13 protein-coding genes and 4 tRNA genes are annotated in these 14,978 nt (G+C 59.4%); 11 read left to right on the forward strand and 6 right to left on the reverse strand.

Annotation, left to right across the window (positions count from 1 at the left end; genetic code table 11):
* Positions 1-409 precede the first annotated feature (409 nt).
* A complete protein-coding gene (locus PSPTO_RS09245) occupies positions 410-2,131 on the forward strand; it encodes a DEAD/DEAH box helicase (RefSeq protein WP_007245115.1) in 1,722 nt (573 codons plus the stop codon).
* 86 nt (positions 2,132-2,217) lie between these two features.
* Here PSPTO_RS09245 and PSPTO_RS09250 read toward each other — a convergent pair whose 3' ends face one another.
* A complete protein-coding gene (locus PSPTO_RS09250) occupies positions 2,218-2,985 on the reverse strand; it encodes a DODA-type extradiol aromatic ring-opening family dioxygenase (RefSeq protein WP_005766795.1) in 768 nt (255 codons plus the stop codon).
* A gap of 102 nt (positions 2,986-3,087) precedes the next feature.
* On the opposite strand from PSPTO_RS09250, the gene PSPTO_RS09255 reads away from it, so the two are divergent.
* Positions 3,088-3,750 carry a thiopurine S-methyltransferase gene (locus PSPTO_RS09255; RefSeq protein ID WP_005766796.1) on the forward strand — a complete coding sequence of 221 codons (663 nt, stop codon included), beginning with the start codon at positions 3,088-3,090 and terminating at the stop codon, positions 3,748-3,750.
* 284 nt (positions 3,751-4,034) lie between these two features.
* Here the strand turns inward: PSPTO_RS09255 and htpX are convergent, their stop codons facing one another.
* Positions 4,035-4,922: a protease HtpX gene (htpX, locus tag PSPTO_RS09260; RefSeq protein ID WP_004397849.1), complete on the reverse strand. Its 888-nt coding sequence runs from the start codon at positions 4,920-4,922 to the stop codon at positions 4,035-4,037.
* Positions 4,923-5,190: 268 nt separating this feature from the next.
* Complete coding sequence (locus PSPTO_RS09265) at positions 5,191-6,402, reverse strand: pyridoxal phosphate-dependent aminotransferase (protein WP_004657364.1); 1,212 nt, start codon at positions 6,400-6,402, stop codon at positions 5,191-5,193.
* A 190-nt stretch (positions 6,403-6,592) separates the two neighbouring features.
* Between PSPTO_RS09265 and msrB the strand changes: the two genes are divergently transcribed.
* Together msrB and PSPTO_RS09275 are read left to right on the forward strand one after the other, a co-directional pair.
* A complete protein-coding gene (gene msrB / locus PSPTO_RS09270; protein ID WP_005766799.1) occupies positions 6,593-6,988 on the forward strand; it encodes a peptide-methionine (R)-S-oxide reductase MsrB in 396 nt (131 codons plus the stop codon).
* 144 nt (positions 6,989-7,132) lie between these two features.
* A complete protein-coding gene (locus PSPTO_RS09275) occupies positions 7,133-7,618 on the forward strand; it encodes a glutathione peroxidase (protein WP_004397843.1) in 486 nt (161 codons plus the stop codon).
* A gap of 5 nt (positions 7,619-7,623) precedes the next feature.
* On the opposite strand, the gene PSPTO_RS09280 is transcribed toward PSPTO_RS09275, so the two are convergent.
* A complete protein-coding gene (locus PSPTO_RS09280; protein WP_005766801.1) occupies positions 7,624-9,975 on the reverse strand; it encodes a hybrid sensor histidine kinase/response regulator in 2,352 nt (783 codons plus the stop codon).
* A gap of 80 nt (positions 9,976-10,055) precedes the next feature.
* Between PSPTO_RS09280 and PSPTO_RS09285 the strand changes: the two genes are divergently transcribed.
* Together PSPTO_RS09285 and PSPTO_RS09290 are read left to right on the forward strand one after the other, a co-directional pair.
* The gene (locus PSPTO_RS09285) at positions 10,056-10,946 is read left to right on the forward strand and encodes an ATP-binding protein (protein ID WP_005766802.1); all 891 of its coding nucleotides are present in this window, start codon (positions 10,056-10,058) and stop codon (positions 10,944-10,946) included.
* Entirely contained in the window at positions 10,943-11,425 is a 483-nt protein-coding gene (locus tag PSPTO_RS09290) for a GAF domain-containing protein (RefSeq protein ID WP_005766803.1), read from the forward strand. Before PSPTO_RS09285 ends, PSPTO_RS09290 begins: the two co-directional genes overlap by 4 nt.
* A gap of 52 nt (positions 11,426-11,477) precedes the next feature.
* Here the strand turns inward: PSPTO_RS09290 and PSPTO_RS09295 are convergent, their stop codons facing one another.
* Positions 11,478-12,236, reverse strand: a complete 759-nt coding sequence (locus PSPTO_RS09295) for a hypothetical protein (RefSeq protein ID WP_032621400.1) — start codon at positions 12,234-12,236, stop codon at positions 11,478-11,480.
* A 306-nt stretch (positions 12,237-12,542) separates the two neighbouring features.
* On the opposite strand from PSPTO_RS09295, the gene PSPTO_RS09300 reads away from it, so the two are divergent.
* The 4 genes from PSPTO_RS09300 (at position 12,543) to PSPTO_RS09315 (ending at position 12,951) form a co-directional block, all read left to right on the forward strand.
* Positions 12,543-12,618 (forward strand) — tRNA-Glu (locus PSPTO_RS09300).
* Positions 12,619-12,620: 2 nt separating this feature from the next.
* Positions 12,621-12,696 (forward strand) — tRNA-Gly (locus PSPTO_RS09305).
* Between the two features lie 99 nt (positions 12,697-12,795).
* Positions 12,796-12,871 (forward strand) — tRNA-Glu (locus tag PSPTO_RS09310).
* A 4-nt stretch (positions 12,872-12,875) separates the two neighbouring features.
* Positions 12,876-12,951 (forward strand) — tRNA-Gly (locus tag PSPTO_RS09315).
* Positions 12,952-13,058: 107 nt separating this feature from the next.
* On the opposite strand, the gene PSPTO_RS09320 is transcribed toward PSPTO_RS09315, so the two are convergent.
* Entirely contained in the window at positions 13,059-13,781 is a 723-nt protein-coding gene (locus PSPTO_RS09320) for a pirin family protein (protein ID WP_005766806.1), read from the reverse strand.
* Between the two features lie 188 nt (positions 13,782-13,969).
* Between PSPTO_RS09320 and PSPTO_RS09325 the strand changes: the two genes are divergently transcribed.
* Positions 13,970-14,875, forward strand: coding sequence for a LysR family transcriptional regulator (locus PSPTO_RS09325; protein WP_007245106.1), 906 nt, complete (start codon positions 13,970-13,972; stop codon positions 14,873-14,875).
* Positions 14,876-14,978: the final 103 nt, after the last annotated feature.

Raw genomic sequence — 14,978 nt, forward strand, 5'->3', positions numbered from 1 at the left:
CAGTGTCGAAACTGGCGCATTGGGGGTGAGACAATTCGCCACACCCCGCAGGTCGGGATACCGGTTATCCGCAAAAACAGATTAAACGTTTAAGCGCCAATGCCCGTAATCTCGGGCCCGCGCCTTGATCGGCTCACGTTGCGGCCGGGTTCATGGGCTGTCCCTGCGCGAGAATGGCGCAATTTTTCGTAAAAAAAGACTCACCAAGGTGCGTATTTCCGGTATAGTGCGCGCCGGCCTTAACACGGCCCTCGTCGAGGTATTGCAGTTCCCCGAAGCCAGCTTCGGTCGCTTGTTCGCCTAGCGGACTAGCCTGGACGATCCATTCATCAAACGTTTTCGCAAATCCCCGCCGACAAAGCAGCCAGGGTGACCTCAAGGTCGTACACGGCACGCGCAGCTTTGAAGCATGGGTCTTTGCGGATGCACTAGAGGCAGACCCATGACCCAGGAAATCGGCGGCTTCGCCGCTCTCGAACTTCATCCAAATATCGTTGCAGCTGTCGTCGCCACTGGCTACGAAGAGCCTTCGGCCATTCAGCAGCAATCGATCCCGATCATTCTTGCCGGTCACGACATGATTGGTCAGGCGCAGACCGGTACGGGTAAAACCGCCGCGTTCGCACTGCCTATCCTGCATCGCATCGATCCGACCAAGCGTGAGCCGCAAGCACTGATTCTGGCCCCGACCCGCGAGCTGGCCCTTCAGGTTGCCACCGCGTTCGAGACCTACGCCAAACAAATGCCGGGCGTGACTGTCGTTGCAGTCTACGGCGGCGCGCCGATGGGCCCTCAGCTCAAGGCCATCCGCAACGGCGCACAGATCGTTGTCGCCACACCGGGCCGTCTCTGCGACCACCTGCGTCGTGACGAGAAAGTCCTGGCGACCGTGAACCACCTGGTTCTCGACGAAGCGGACGAAATGCTCAAGCTGGGCTTCATGGACGACCTCGAAGTCATCTTCAAGGCCATGCCTGAAACCCGCCAGACCGTACTGTTCTCGGCCACTCTGCCACAGTCGATCCGTGCCATCGCCGAACGCCATCTGCGCGATCCGAAGCACGTGAAAATCCAGACCAAGACCCAGACCGTTACCGCGATCGAGCAGGCTCACCTGCTGGTTCACGCTGACCAGAAAACCTCGGCTGTATTGAGCCTGCTGGAAGTTGAAGACTTCGACGCCCTGATCATGTTCGTCCGCACCAAGCAGGCGACCCTGGACCTGGCAAGCGCCCTTGAAGCCAAAGGCTACAAGGCCGCTGCACTGAACGGCGACATCGCCCAGAACCAGCGCGAGCGCGTTATCGAATCCCTCAAGGATGGCCGTCTGGACATCGTTGTGGCGACCGACGTTGCTGCCCGTGGTCTTGACGTTCCACGTATCACCCACGTTTTCAACGTGGACATGCCTTACGATCCAGAGTCCTACGTTCACCGTATCGGCCGTACCGGCCGTGCAGGTCGCGAAGGCCGTGCGTTGCTGCTGGTCACTCCTCGCGAGCGTCGCATGCTGCAAGTGATCGAGCGTGTGACCGGTCAGAAGGTTGCGGAAGTCCGCCTGCCGGATGCCCAGGCCGTTCTGGATGCCCGCATCAAGAAACTGACCAACAGCCTGGCGCCGCTGGTTGCTGATGCCGAATCGACTCATGGCGATCTGCTGGATCGTCTGACTGCCGACATCGGTTGCAGCCCGCGTGCCCTCGCTGCTGCACTGCTGCGCAAGGCTACCAACGGTCAGGCTCTGACCCTTGCAGCCATCGAGCGTGACCGTCCGCTGGTTCCGAACAACGCCCCTCGCGGTGATCGTCCAGAGCGTAGCGGTAGCAGCGATCGTGGTGACCGTGGCGATCGTCCTGAGCGTGAGCGTCGTGCGCCGGTTCCATTGGCCGAAGGTCGTGCTCGTTGCCGTACCGCGCTGGGTGCGCGTGACGGTATCGCTGCCAAGAACCTGCTGGGTGCAATCCTTAACGAAGGCGGCCTGGCCCGCGAAGCGATCGGCCGTATCCAGGTCCGTGACAGCTTCAGCCTGGTCGAGCTGCCGGAAGATGGCCTTGAGCGTCTGCTGACCAAACTCAAGGACACCCGTGTTGCGGGCAAGCAGCTCAAGCTGCGTCGCTATCGCGAAGACTGATCTGCCCTTGAGCTGATCGGCCAATAAAAAATCCCCGACTGGTTCGGGGATTTTTTTGCGTTGAATTCAGGCTGGCGGCTGGGGTGTCAGTCGAACCGATAGATGTCCATGCCCAGTGCGCCCATGGTAAAGCCCTGATAAGCGATGCTGAACGCACCGCCTGCGCCGCGTGCGAAATAAAGCGGCAGCAGGTGTTCGTCACTGGGGTGTGCTCGCACCGCATGAGGCGCCTGCGTGCGGTAGTGGTGCAGGGCGGCTTCATCATTGCTTTGCAGCTTGTCGATTATCCAGTCGCGAAACTCCGCGGCCCAGGGCTCGACCCTGTCAGGCGCGGCGCTCCAGTCCAGATCGTAAAGGTTATGCGTGATGCTGCCCGAGCCGATCACCAGCACACCCTGTTCGCGCAAGCCGGCCAGTGCCCGGCCCACCTGTGTCTGCAACGCCGGGCCCTGGCGACTGGGCAGTGAAACTTGCACCACCGGTATGTCAGCCTGTGGGTACATCAGCGACAGCGGCACCCAGACACCGTGGTCGAAGGGGCGTCTGCTATCGATGCGGGCAGGCAGGCCATTGGCTGTGAGCAGTTCGACTATCGTCCGGGTCAGCTCCGGCAGCCCGGGTGCGGGGTATTGCATCGCAAACAGCTCCGCTGCAAAACCGCCGAAGTCATGCCAGGTCTCGGGCTGTGGGTTGCCGTTGACGATAAGCTCGTGGCTTTCCCAATGGGCGGATACCATCACGATGGCGCGAGGCCTGGGCAGGCTGGCTGCCAGTTGTGCCAGCGCCGGCCCGCTTTCGCCGGGCTCCAGCGCGAGCGTGGGCGAGCCGTGGGAAATAAACAGGCTGGGAAACATGGAGGGCTCCAGAACAGTGGCAATGACCAATAGTCGGTCATCTTCATGATCTAATTCCAATATAAGTTCTAACGCTTTTTGATCGGATTTTCAGGAGGGTTGATGCACGCGGATTTTTGGCAGCAGCGTTGGCGCGCGGGACAGATCGGCTTTCATCAGGCGCAGGTCAATCAGGATCTGCAACAGTATTGGCCCCGACTGGGGCTTGCGCCGGAGGCTCGAGTGCTGGTGCCGTTGTGCGGCAAAAGCCAGGACATGAGCTGGTTGATCGGGCAGGGCTGCCACGTGGTGGGCGCAGAGCTGTCCGAGACGGCGGTCGAAAGTTATTTCAGCGAGCATGGCGTGCAACCGCAAATCACTCGGCAGGGCGACTTCAGTGTCTATGCCGCGCCGGGTATCGAAATATGGTGCGGGGATTTCTTCGCCCTCACATCGCAAGACATTGGCCACTGCACAGCCTTTTACGACCGCGCCGCCTTGATCGCCCTGCCAGCGGACTTGCGTGAGCGCTATGTGCAGCAGCTTGAAGCGCTGATGCCCCGAGAGTGCAACGGTTTATTGATCACCCTGGATTATGATCAGAGCCGGCTCGAAGGCCCGCCGTTCTCCGTGCCGCCTACGTGGCTGCAGGCGTTCGTGTCCGGGAACTGGAATATCACGAAGGTCGGTGAGCACGATGCGCTGCACAGCAGCCCCAAAGCCTTGAAGGCCGGGGTAGAGCGCCTTGATGAGCAGGTTTATGTGCTGGCGCGGAAATTACGCTGAATTCTGCCCGGCGCCATGCACTCAAGATCGGACGCAGAGCGTCCAGAGCGGCGTTACCACGCTGGAGCGTGGGAACGATAGGTGAAAGATGGCCCGTTGCTGCGGCCCCCGGATCAGTGTCAGGGCGAAGGAACCCGACGAAGTCGTGCCGGAAACGGAGCTGGGACTTTGCCTGCTTTGGTCCCTCAAAGTAGGGCGCCGAGAGGCGAAAAGGTGCCTTGAGTCGAAAACATATCCGGCTGACATCAAGGAACCGATAAATCCATTACGTTGCGCGCCGTGAATCAACCGCGGCGGCGCAGTGCCTCGATGCGTTGTTCCAGCGGCGGGTGGCTCATGAACAGGCCGGCGAGGCCTTTCTTGAGGCCGGCGTTGATACCGAACGCCGTCAGGCTGTCAGGCATGTTCACCGGTACGCCCTGTTCCGAGCGCAAGCGTTGCAGCGCACCGATCATCGCGTCCGTACCGGCCAGTCGTGCACCGGCATCGTCAGCGCGGAATTCGCGTTTGCGCGAGAACCACATGACAATCGCACTGGCCAGAAAGCCCAGTACCAGCTCGGCAAAGATCGTCGTGATGTAGTAGGCGATACCCTGACCGTTCTCGGTCTTGAAGATCACTTTGTCGACAAAATTGCCGATGATACGGGCGAAGAACATCACAAAGGTGTTCACCACACCCTGCACCAGGGCCAGCGTGACCATGTCGCCGTTGGCAACATGGCCGATTTCGTGCGCCAGTACAGCCTTTACCTCATCTGGCGAGAACCGCTCGAGCAGGCCCTGGCTGACGGCAACCAGTGCGTCGTTCTTGTTCCAGCCGGTAGCGAACGCATTGGCTTCATACGCCGGAAAAATACCGACTTCCGGCATCTTGATGCCCGCATCGCGGGACAGTTGTTCAACGGTCTGCAGTAACCATTGCTCATGGCGAGTACGTGGCTGGGTGATGATCTGAGTACCGGTGCTCATTTTCGCCATCCACTTGGAGATGAACAGCGAGAACAGCGAGCCGGCGAAACCGAACACAGCGCAGAAGACCAGCAGCTGATTGAGGTTCAGATCAACCCCGTTGGCCGCCATGAACCCATTGAAGCCAAAAAGGCTCAGGGTGATGCTGGCAATCAGCACGACCGCAAGGTTAGTGGCCAAAAACAGCAAAATGCGCATCATGGTCGAAACGTTCTCCTCAGGTATAAATATGTAACTCGATGCCGGGTATATAAGGTGATGACCGTCGCTATTCAACACAGGGACTATTTCAAACTGTGTCCTCTGCTCGAAACCCATGGTAATCGCGCGAAGCTGAACGGCGCCTGAGCCAGCGCAGTCGATGCCTGAAGGGTCTGTCGCGGGTCGAGAGCGCTGTTTTGAGAGCGTGCAAATAAACTGCCCCGAACAGGTCGGGGCAGTCGGGCGCAGCGAGGCAAAGAGGTAACCGTTACTGACGATAACCCTTGAGGAAGTTGCCGATGCGGCCAATGGCCTGCTCCAGCTCGTCGACCCGAGGCAGGGTCACCACGCGGAAGTGGTCAGGATAAGGCCAGTTGAACGCAGTGCCCTGAACCACCAGCAGTTTTTCCGAGAGCAGCAGGTCGAGCACAAACTTCTCGTCGTTGAAGATCGGGCAGACCTTCGGGTCGATGCGCGGGAACGCATACAGCGCGCCCATCGGCTTGACGCAGCTCACGCCGGGAATGTCGTTGAGCAACTCCCAGGTGCGGTTGCGCTGCTCCAGCAGGCGACCTGGTGGCAGGATCAGGTCATTGATGCTCTGGTAGCCGCCCAGCGCGGTCTGGATGGCGTGCTGGCTAGGCACGTTGGCGCACAGGCGCATGTTGGCCAGAATGTCGATGCCTTCGATGTAGCTCTGCGCGTTGTGTTTCGGCCCGGAAATGGCGATCCAGCCCGAGCGGAAGCCCGCAACGCGGTACGATTTCGACAAGCCGTTGAAGGTCAGGCACAGCAGGTCCGGCGCCAGCGAGGCGGTGCAGATATGCACGGCGTCGTCATACAGGATTTTGTCGTATATTTCGTCGGAGAACACCACCAGGTTGTGCTGACGGGCCAGCTCCAGCATGCCCAGCAGCACTTCGCGGGAATACACCGCACCGGTGGGGTTGTTCGGGTTGATGATGACCATGGCCTTGGTGTTCGGCGTGATCTTGGCCTTGATGTCTTCAAGGTCAGGCCACCAGTTGGCCTGCTCGTCGCACAGATAATGCACCGGGCTGCCACCGGACAGCGCAACTGCGGCGGTCCACAATGGGTAATCGGGTGCCGGAACCAGCACTTCGTCGCCGTTATTTAGCAGCGCCTGCATCGACATCACGATCAGCTCGGAAACGCCGTTGCCCAGGTAGATGTCTTCGATGCCGACACCTTCGACCTGCTTCTGCTGGTAGTACTGCATGACCGCCTTGCGGGCGCTGAACAGGCCCTTGGAGTCGCTGTAGCCCTGAGCGGTCGGCAGGTTGCGGATCACGTCCTGCAGGATTTCGTCCGGCGCCTCGAAACCAAACGGTGCCGGGTTGCCGATATTCAGCTTGAGGATGCGATGGCCTTCCTCTTCCAGGCGTTTGGCGTGCTTGAGCACTGGCCCGCGAATGTCGTAGCAGACGTTTGCGAGCTTGTTCGATTTGTTGAACTGCATGGTGATGATCCCGAAAATGGACGAGCTGTTGCCGGCTTGCAATGAAGGTCGCAGCACGTTCGCCATGAAAATGGGTTTGTATGCGACAAACGCGGGTGCCAGACTGATGCCTGACCTGGCGCAATCATACGTGCCACCTGATCTGTGGAAAAGGTACAGATCGGGCTTTTTCGAATTCGGAGGTGTACCTGTGGACAAGTTGCAGAAAACGCTCGAAGAGTGGAAAGAAATGCTCGACCCGGCGCAGTACAGCGTTTGCCGCCTCAAAGGCACCGAGCGACCGTTTTCCGGCAAGTACAACGATACGAAAACAGCGGGCGTCTACCATTGCATCTGTTGCAACGAGGCGCTGTTCGACTCCACCACCAAGTTCGATTCGGGCTGCGGCTGGCCGAGCTTCTACGCCCCGCTGGAAGGCAGTGCGGTGGTCGAAGTGCGTGATGTCAGCCACGGAATGATTCGCACCGAAGTGGTCTGCGCCCGATGCGACGCCCACCTGGGGCACGTGTTTCCCGATGGTCCGCCACCCACCGGGCTGCGTTACTGCATCAATTCGGTATGCCTGGAACTGGTGCCACGCGAGTAGCAAGGCAGCGGCATGCAGCGGCTGCGGGCCTTATCGGCGTGCATCAATGACCGCAATTGGCGTGCGGTCTGCGCAATTGCACGCTAACGTCAGTGCGCATGTCCTGATCTCCAAATCGCCCCAACCGCCCCGAGGCTTCTTTTGATGAGCGAAAACCTGCTGAACATCCCGGTCACGACGATCAAGGGAGAACAGAAAACCCTCGCCGATTTCGCTGGCAAGGCGGTCCTGGTGGTCAATACGGCCAGCAAATGCGGTTTCACGCCCCAATACAAAGGGCTGGAAAAACTCTGGCAGGACTACAAGGATCAGGGGTTGGTGGTGCTCGGCTTTCCGTGCAACCAGTTCGGCAAGCAGGAGCCGGGAGACGAGGGCGCTATTTCCGGTTTTTGCGAACTGAACTACGGCGTCAGCTTCCCGCTGTTCAAGAAAGTCGATGTCAACGGTGATCAGGCCCATCCCTTGTTCGTTCAGCTCAAGGAGCAGGCGCCGGGGCTGCTGGGCACCGAGCGCATCAAGTGGAATTTCACCAAGTTCCTGATTGGTCAGGACGGCAAGCTGGTCAAGCGTTTTGCGCCATTGACCAAGCCTGAAGAACTGACGGATGAAATTGAAGCGCTGCTGCGTTAAATCTGTCAGCGGTCGTCAGTGACGGGGATCCATTGATCCAGAATGCCGGCCAGTTCAGCGCGTCGGAACGGCTTGGCCAGGTAGTCGTTCATGCCGGCCGCCTTGCAGCGTTCACGCTCGTCGGGCATGGCGTTGGCGGTCAGCGCAACGATCGGCAGATTGGGCCAGCGGCCGCTGCTGCGGATCTGGCGGGTGGCCTGGTAGCCGTCCATGACCGGCATGTTGCAGTCCATCAACACCAGGTCGAAATGGCCGTGCTCCAGTTGTTCCAGCGCCTCCCCACCGTGACTGCTGATGATCACTTCGCAGCCGAGCTTGCTCAGTATGCCTTTGGCCACCAGTTGATTGACCGGGTTGTCTTCCACGAGCAGGACGCGGGCCACACGCCGGGTCGGCTGATCGAGCGCCAGCGTGTCCCGCTTGCCGGTGTCTTCCTGGTTCAGGACGCGTCGCAGTGCGTGGTACAGCGCGTTGCGGGCCAAGGGCCGGGCCTGCTGTTGCAATGGCGCAAGGGCTGCAACCTGTTCGCCCGGCATGAAATTGCCGTAAGCCGTGACCAGCAAAATCGGCACCGGCGTGGTCGGGCGAATCGCGAACAGGCACTCGGGGCAGTCGGTGATGACCAGATCTGGAGCATTGTCGAGGTCCAGATCGTCCGGGCTGTCGTCGATACTGCGCCGCTTGAGGTCCACTCCCCAGAAGGGCAGCAGGCTGCCGAGCAATTCCACAAGACCGCTGCCGGCCGAGCTGACCACAGTTACCCGGCCTCTGAGCGGGTTCTGCGCAACCGCAGGCACGTGCACCGGTAATGGCAGTTCAGCGCAGAACTGGCTGCCGAAACCCGATTGCGACTGGATGCTCAATGTGCCGTGCATGGCCTCGCAAAGGTTGTTGGTCAGCGCCAGGCCCAGCCCGGTGCCGCCGTACTGGCGGGTGATTGCGGTTTCGGCCTGGGTGAACGGCTGGAATATTTTTGCCTGGGCATCCTGCGCGATGCCGATACCGGTGTCGCGCACCTCGATGCGTACGCGATGTTCCCCGCTGGCCGCATCCTGATGGTGGGTCAGGCGCACATCGACACGCCCGAAACGCGTGAATTTGAGCGCGTTGGACAGCAGGTTGCTGACGATCTGCCGGACCCGGGTCGGGTCGCCGGTGACCATCGCCGGAAAATCCGGCGCAATCAGGCAGGTCAGTTCCACGCTGGGCGCGGCATTCTGCGAGAGCAGATTGGCCGTGTCCTCGATCAGCCCCCCAAGGTCGAACGGAATGCGCTCGATCTCCAGATGGCCGGCGTCGAACTTGGACATGTCGAGAATATCGTTGAGCAGTTCGACCAGTACCTTGCCCGAGTCGTGGGCGATCATCAGTTGCTGGCGTTGCTCGGCCCCGAGCGGGCTGTCAAGCGACAGCGCCAGCATGCCCAGCAAACCGTTGAGTGGCGTGCGGATTTCATGACTCATGTGCGCCAGAAACGCCGAGCGTGCATTCGCCATGTCCAGTGCCGTGCTGCGCGCGATCTGCAGTTCTTCGTTGGACTCGCGCAGGCGCATGTTGCTGGACTTGAGCTCGTTGGTACGCGCCGAAACAATGTTTTCCAGCTCGTTGAGATGGTCGGTCAGCCGATCCTCGGCGGCGCGGCGCCTGGAAAATTCGCTGCTCATGGTTTCGAACTGGCGGTTGAACGTGGCGACCAGAACGCCGATTTCGTCCTTCTCGTGATACGGCGGGCAGGTGATTTTCGCCTGATCGACAGTGCGTGGGTCGCGGCTGCTCAAGTCGCGGATGACCCTCACCAGCGGCTTGGTCAGGGTTGCGTAGAACAGAATGGTCAGAATGCCAGCCAGCGCCAGACTGCGGACAAAGCCATTGAGCAGGGTGATCTCGGCGCGTTGCAGAAAGTGGCTGCCGAACGCGAAGGTGTCCACGGTCAGGTACAGTGTGCCGATGGTTTCGTCTGGCAGGTGGTCAAGGTGCAGCTTCTCCTGAAACTGCCGGCTTTCGCCGAACAGCCAGTCACTGAGCACCCGGTAACGCCCGGTCGCAGTCGCTCGTTCGACGCTGGCGAGCACCGTGTCGTTGTTGTCGGTCAGCCTGGCACTGACCACGGCAGGGGAGTGCAACAGCCCAAGGGTGAGCTCCTGGGCGAGTTCGGCGTCGATGTTGTAGGCGATACGCGAGGCCGGGTTCTGGATGATTTCCAGCAGTGATCCGATTTCGCGATTGATGGAGGCGTCTTCGCTGGCATAATCGATCGCAATCTGCGCCACGCTCAACAGGGTGCCAAGCGCAAAGCCGATCAGTACGGCAAGGCGTGCCTGCTTGAACGAAAGCCTGTTTTTGAGCGATATATCCATGAGTACCTACTGCCACTTCTGCTGCGCCAAGCATAGCTGATCGGCACTGGTGATTAATCAGTTAAATATGAGGAGATCCCGTGGATTCTCGGTTGGATGCTTTTTTGCAGCGTGCCGATGCCGTACTGGCTCGGCTCGAACCGTTGCTGCCAGCGCTGCGTGAGCCGGTCGACTGGTCACAGGCGCTGGCGGCTCGCTGGGTGCGTGAAGGCCGTAGCGGCTATCTGATGCCGCTGGAGGTCAGCCTGGAGACGCGGCTGACCGACCTGATCGGCGTCGACCTGCAGCGTGACCAGTTGGGGCGCAACACGCGCCAGTTCATTAATGGCCTGCCCGCCAACCATGCGTTGCTGTGGGGCTCGCGCGGCACCGGCAAGTCGTCCTTGATCCGCGCACTGCTCACCGAATACGCCCCCGTTGGCCTGCGTCTGATCGAGATCGAGCGCGATCACCTGGGCGATTTGCCGCGCTTGGTCGAGCAATTGCAAAAACTGCCGCAGCGTTTCGTGCTGTTCTGTGATGATCTGTCGTTCGAATCGGGCGAGGGTGATTATCGCGTGCTGAAAAGCGTGCTCGACGGTTCGCTGGAGCAGGCACCGGACAACGTGCTGCTGTACGCCACGTCCAATCGCCGCCATCTGGTGCCCGAGAAGGAAAGTGACAATGCCGACTGGAAGCACGTAGACGGCGAACTGCACCCCAGCGAGGCGGTGGAAGACAAGATCGCCTTGTCTGACCGGTTCGGTTTGTGGTTGTCGTTCTATCCGTTCACTCAGGAACATTACCTGAACGTGGTCGAACACTGGATCACGCAACTGGCGCACAAGGCCGGCTTGCAGTGGCAGCGCGACGAGGCACTGGAAAAAGCCGCGATCCGCTGGGCCACTGCCCGCGGCAATCGTAATGGGCGCTGTGCCTATCAATTTTCACGTTACTGGGTAGGCCTACAATTGCTGGAGCAACAAAGATGATTGATTTGCAAAATACCGGTGCCGGCCTTGATGGCTACGCCTTGCTGGCCGCCCAGCTTGAGTCGCTGTTGGCCGACGAGCGTGACTTCATTGCCAACGCCGCGCAGTTTTCGGCTTTTCTCTACACCCAGATCGACGACCTGAACTGGGCAGGTTTTTATCTCAATCGTGACGAAGAACTGGTGCTTGGGCCGTTTCAGGGGCAGATTGCCTGCGTGCGTATTCCTTTCGGTCGAGGCGTTTGCGGTGCGGCGGCGCAGAGTCGGCAAACCCAGCGTGTTCAAGACGTGCACGAGTTTGCGGGGCATATCGCCTGCGACAGCGCATCGAACAGCGAGCTGGTGGTGCCGTTGGTCAAGGGCGAGCGTCTGATCGGCGTGCTGGACCTGGACAGTCCGAGTGTGGGGCGTTTCAGCGAGGTGGATCAGGCGGGGGTCGAGCGTCTGGCAGCTATCTTTCTGGCCGCGACCGACTGCTGAGCCGGTCGACCTGCCGCTGCCGGCGTTAGCCTGAGCAGCGGCGGGGCAGTCATCAATCGTAGATGACTTTCTTTTTCCATTCCGATTCGGAATCGTCAGCCTTGAGGCCTTCGGTCAGCGCGTTGTCGTCGTCTTCGGTCGGCGCCGTGTTGGTCAGCACCATCGAGTTGGCGCGCGCCAGTTGTTTCTCCATCGCCAGAAGCTGCTGTTGATAAGTGACCGGGTCCGGCTGGTTGCGCAGGTACTGCACGCCGCGTTCAAAGGCCAGACGGGCCTGACCAGGCTGGTCCTGGGTGAGCGCTGTCTGGCCGAGGTTATTGAAGAACTCGATGTGCAGCGTGACCAGAATGGTGCGAATTTCGCGGATCCAGTGCTTGGCTTCGCTGGTCTGCAAAAAGCCGTCGTGGGCAGCGCGCGTTACCTGACCATGCAGGGCTTCGAGTAGAAAGCGCACGTCCTTGGCCTTGGCTTCGGTCTGAATTGGCGTCACCGGGTTCGGCACATCAATGCGTTCGCCCTTGCCGATCTGTTCTTCCAGTTCGCCAATGCGGTGCTTGAGCTGGGCGTTGCCCTTGTCCAGGTTCAGCATGCGCTGCACCACATTCAGTTCCAGGCGCGTGAGCAGCAGCTTCAAGGCTGGTGACATCAACTGGCCGGGAAATACTTCAGTGATCTCACTGCAACGACGCAGTCGATCACTGAGTTCTACCTTGGTGCGCGCCTTTTCCAGTTTGCCGTTTTCAGCGACGTGATTCAGGTAGCCGATCGCGATGAGCAGTGCGATACCTGCTACTACCATCAGCGTGATCATGAGTGGGGTCACTGTGCAAACCTCATTTGTTCAAATAATTTTAGTGCGAGTGTAGTGGCTAAGCACAACTGCGCATAGATGTCCTTATTGGACTATGTCGGCATCTCTTCTATATAGATGAGGCCGTTGAGCCGTCGCGAGGCAAATGGCGACCATCGGTCAGCCTCCTGAACGGCATCGAAGTTATTGATTTCAATAAATTTTCAGATTGGGGTTGACGACCCCTCAAAGCATCCATAGAATGCGCGCCACTTACAGCGTAAAGCACACAGCGTAGCGCAAATAAGTAGTGAATGTTGTACGTGTGTCCCCTTCGTCTAGTGGCCTAGGACACCGCCCTTTCACGGCGGTAACAGGGGTTCGAGTCCCCTAGGGGACGCCATTGCGGGAATAGCTCAGTTGGTAGAGCACGACCTTGCCAAGGTCGGGGTCGCGAGTTCGAGTCTCGTTTCCCGCTCCATTTTTAAGCAATCTTGCTCACGGGCAAGGTTGAGTGAAACCAGTACACATCTTCGGATGGCGTCTGGAACTGAAATACACACCATGTGTTTCAGGCTGTGTCCCCTTCGTCTAGTGGCCTAGGACACCGCCCTTTCACGGCGGTAACAGGGGTTCGAGTCCCCTAGGGGACGCCATATTGCGGGAATAGCTCAGTTGGTAGAGCACGACCTTGCCAAGGTCGGGGTCGCGAGTTCGAGTCTCGTTTCCCGCTCCATATTCACAAAAACGCCGCTCAACAGAGCGGCGTTTTTGTTTGTGCTTTTTTTGTGGTGCGTTATAAAAAACGCCGCTCCAGAGAGCGGCGTTCGGTGTTACACCTCATCAAGGCATCTGCGGCGTTTCATTAGGGCGCATGTCAAACACCAGCACTTCTGCGTCCACCCCGTCTTTCAGGCTGATCAACTGTTCGCTGCGCACGCGCACGCCGTCCCCTTCGCCCAGTTGCTCGCCATTGAGTACCACGCTGCCACGGGCGACATGCACGTAGGCGTAGCGGTTGGCTGCCAGTTCCAGCGTTGCGGTTTCATCACCCTCGAACAGGCCGGCGTACACGCGGGCGTCCTGACGAACCTTCAGCGAACCGTCCTCGCCTTCAGGCGAGATAATCAGTTGCAGGCGACCGCGTTTCTGCTCAGCGCTGAAATGCTCCTGCTGGTAATTCGGCGTGGCGCCTGCAACGTTGGGTACGATCCAGATTTGCAGGAAATGCACACCTTCGGTCTGCGAGTGATTGAACTCACTGTGCGCCACGCCGCTGCCGGCACTCATCAATTGCACGTCGCCTGGGCGAATCACCGAGCCGGTACCCAGCGTGTCTTTGTGCTCCAGCGCACCCTCCAGCACGTAGGAAAAGATTTCCATGTCGCGGTGCGGATGCTGGCCGAAACCCTTACCGGCGGTTACGCGGTCGTCATTAATGACCAGCAGATCGGAAAAGCCCTGTTCCTGCGCGTTGCGGTAGCTGGCAAAGGAAAAGGTATGAAAGGATTTCAACCAGCCATGATCAGCTGCGCCACGATCGGAAGCTTTGCGAAGAGTCAGCATGATTCTTTCTCCATCCGTTTATCGACGCTGCACATTCAGCAATCGATCAAGTGAGACGAAGGTTACGGTTTATCGACTGTCGCAATAAGTAGCTGAAAGATGAATGACTGTCTCGCTGTGGTTGACAGTGCCGGACGGCACGTTACGCTCTGTCGAACAGCATTCAGCGTTCATTCAGGCCTTGATACATGAACCCTTTTGAAGACATGCGTATTTTCTGTCAGGTCATGGAGTCCGGCAGCTTCACGGCGGCATCCGACAAACTGGGTCTGTCCAAGCAGTTCGTCAGCCGCCGTCTGATGCAGCTGGAAGAGCGACTCGGCGTGCGCCTGCTCAACCGCTCGACGCGGCGTCTGGATGTCACGCCGCTGGGCCAGAGCTACTACGAATCGGCCCTGCGTCTGCTGGCCGAAGTCGAACAGGTCGAGCAGGGCATCACCGGGCAGAACAGCGAGCCGCGCGGCACATTACGCCTGAGTGCGCCGTTGTCGTTTGCCGTGGCGCATCTGGGGTGTCTGCTGCCGGTGTTTTTGCAGCGCTACCGTGACGTGGCGGTGGAAGTGGACCTGAGCGATCGGCCGGTGGATGTGATCAGCGAAGGCTACGATCTGGTGCTGCGCATCGGTGTACTGGAAGATTCCAGCCTGATCGCCCGGCGCATCGCCTCGATTGATAGGGTCTACTGCGCCAGCCCCACCTACCTGGCCGAGCGGGGCACGCCGCAACAGCCTGAAGACCTGCACAGTCATGAGTGCCTGCCCTATGGCCACAGCCGTCATGTGCAGTGGCGTTTTCAGGGCACTGGCAAGCCGGTCAGCCTGAACGTCAGCGGCAGGATGCGGGCCAACAACGGCGAGCTGCTCAAGGACGCCGCCCTGGCGGGGCTGGGTATCACCTATTTGCCGACGTTCATCGTTGGCGATGCGTTGCGCGCTGGCAGTCTGGTTCGTGTACTGGATGAACTGCGCCCCGAGCCGTTGACCCTCTCTGCCGTTTATCCGCAGCATCGCCAAGCCTCGCGACCGGTGCAGGCGTTTATCGAGTTTCTGCGTGAGCGACTGGACTCGACGATCGAACCGGGTGATCGGCAATAGGCGCGAGCGATCATTCGGACGTCCTGCAAAATCATTATTTTGCATCTTAGGCTAGAACAAAAATGAATTTAGCTAATTTTTATCCGGGTGTTAGGGTCGTTGG

Source organism: Pseudomonas syringae pv. tomato str. DC3000 (assembly GCF_000007805.1).
Lineage (GTDB): Bacteria > Pseudomonadota > Gammaproteobacteria > Pseudomonadales > Pseudomonadaceae > Aquipseudomonas > Aquipseudomonas avellanae.

What these genes read in the sequence shown, in the direction of transcription:
- PSPTO_RS09295 (WP_032621400.1), bottom strand. Translation starts at nt 12,236, where the DNA reads ATGATCACGCTGATGGTAGTAGCAGGTATCGCACTGCTCATCGCGATC.
- PSPTO_RS09275 (WP_004397843.1), top strand. Translation starts at nt 7,133, where the DNA reads ATGAGCGAAAACCTGCTGAACATCCCGGTCACGACGATCAAGGGAGAA.
- PSPTO_RS09245 (WP_007245115.1), top strand. Translation starts at nt 410, where the DNA reads ATGGGTCTTTGCGGATGCACTAGAGGCAGACCCATGACCCAGGAAATC.
- PSPTO_RS09320 (WP_005766806.1), bottom strand. Translation starts at nt 13,781, where the DNA reads ATGCTGACTCTTCGCAAAGCTTCCGATCGTGGCGCAGCTGATCATGGC.
- PSPTO_RS09325 (WP_007245106.1), top strand. Translation starts at nt 13,970, where the DNA reads ATGAACCCTTTTGAAGACATGCGTATTTTCTGTCAGGTCATGGAGTCC.
- htpX (WP_004397849.1), bottom strand. Translation starts at nt 4,922, where the DNA reads ATGATGCGCATTTTGCTGTTTTTGGCCACTAACCTTGCGGTCGTGCTG.
- PSPTO_RS09255 (WP_005766796.1), top strand. Translation starts at nt 3,088, where the DNA reads ATGCACGCGGATTTTTGGCAGCAGCGTTGGCGCGCGGGACAGATCGGC.
- PSPTO_RS09290 (WP_005766803.1), top strand. Translation starts at nt 10,943, where the DNA reads ATGATTGATTTGCAAAATACCGGTGCCGGCCTTGATGGCTACGCCTTG.
- PSPTO_RS09250 (WP_005766795.1), bottom strand. Translation starts at nt 2,985, where the DNA reads ATGTTTCCCAGCCTGTTTATTTCCCACGGCTCGCCCACGCTCGCGCTG.
- PSPTO_RS09265 (WP_004657364.1), bottom strand. Translation starts at nt 6,402, where the DNA reads ATGCAGTTCAACAAATCGAACAAGCTCGCAAACGTCTGCTACGACATT.
- PSPTO_RS09280 (WP_005766801.1), bottom strand. Translation starts at nt 9,975, where the DNA reads ATGGATATATCGCTCAAAAACAGGCTTTCGTTCAAGCAGGCACGCCTT.